This is a genomic window from Microbacterium sp. AISO3, from assembly GCF_002204305.1.
GTDB lineage: Bacteria > Actinomycetota > Actinomycetes > Actinomycetales > Microbacteriaceae > Microbacterium > Microbacterium arborescens.
Genome location: NZ_NHRF01000024.1, coordinates 1 through 1132 on the forward strand (window position 1 = coordinate 1; position 1132 = coordinate 1132).

Consider the following 1132-nt stretch of genomic DNA (forward strand, 5'->3'; position numbering starts at 1 on the left):
ATTTAATACAGAGCCGTGTTTATTGAGTCGGTATTCAGAGTCTGACCAGAAATTATTAATCTGGTGAAGTTTTTCCTCTGTCATTACGTCATGGTCGATTTCAATTTCTATTGATGCTTTCCAGTCGTAATCAATGATGTATTTTTTGATGTTTGACATCTGTTCATATCCTCACAGATAAAAAATCGCCCTCACACTGGAGGGCAAAGAAGATTTCCAATAATCAGAACAAGTCGGCTCCTGTTTAGTTACGAGCGACATTGCTCCGTGTATTCACTCGTTGGAATGAATACACAGTGCAGTGTTTATTCTGTTATTTATGCCAAAAATAAAGGCCACTATCAGGCAGCTTTGTTGTTCTGTTTACCAAGTTCTCTGGCAATCATTGCCGTCGTTCGTATTGCCCATTTATCGACATATTTCCCATCTTCCATTACAGGAAACATTTCTTCAGGCTTAACCATGCATTCCGATTGCAGCTTGCATCCATTGCATCGCTTGAATTGTCCACACCATTGATTTTTATCAATAGTCGTAGTCATACGGATAGTCCTGGTATTGTTCCATCACATCCTGAGGATGCTCTTCGAACTCTTCAAATTCTTCTTCCATATATCACCTTAAATAGTGGATTGCGGTAGTAAAGATTGTGCCTGTCTTTTAACCACATCAGGCTCGGTGGTTCTCGTGTACCCCTACAGCGAGAAATCGGATAAACTATTACAACCCCTACAGTTTGATGAGTATAGAAATGGATCCACTCGTTATTCTCGGACGAGTGTTCAGTAATGAACCTCTGGAGAGAACCATGTATATGATCGTTATCTGGGTTGGACTTCTGCTTTTAAGCCCAGATAACTGGCCTGAATATGTTAATGAGAGAATCGGTATTCCTCATGTGTGGCATGTTTTCGTCTTTGCTCTTGCATTTTCGCTAGCAATTAATGTGCATCGATTATCAGCTATTGCCAGCGCCAGATATAAGCGATTTAAGCTAAGAAAACGCATTAAGATGCAAAACGATAAAGTGCGATCAGTAATTCAAAACCTTACAGAAGAGCAATCTATGGTTTTGTGCGCAGCCCTTAATGAAGGCAGGAAGTATGTGGTTACATCAAAACAATTCCCATAC

Annotated in this window: 3 protein-coding genes; 1 reads left to right on the top strand and 2 read right to left on the bottom strand. The window is 40.1% G+C overall.

Annotation, left to right across the window (positions count from 1 at the left end):
* On the bottom strand, nucleotides 1-159 hold a 159-nt coding region (locus CBF90_RS16040), incomplete at its 3' end, for a DUF2528 family protein (protein WP_141097193.1).
* A 182-nt stretch (nucleotides 160-341) separates the two neighbouring features.
* A complete protein-coding gene (locus CBF90_RS16045; RefSeq protein ID WP_000213975.1) occupies nucleotides 342-542 on the bottom strand; it encodes an antirestriction Ral family protein in 201 nt (66 codons plus the stop codon).
* Nucleotides 543-751: 209 nt separating this feature from the next.
* On the opposite strand from CBF90_RS16045, the gene CBF90_RS16050 reads away from it, so the two are divergent.
* Nucleotides 752-1132, top strand: a 381-nt coding sequence (locus tag CBF90_RS16050; RefSeq protein WP_242435703.1) for a super-infection exclusion protein B, incomplete at its 3' end; no start/stop codon positions are given.

Bases quoted from the DNA above. Each gene is read 5' to 3' on its own strand.
- CBF90_RS16045 (WP_000213975.1), bottom strand. From the start codon at position 542: ATGACTACGACTATTGATAAAAATCAATGGTGTGGACAATTCAAGCGA.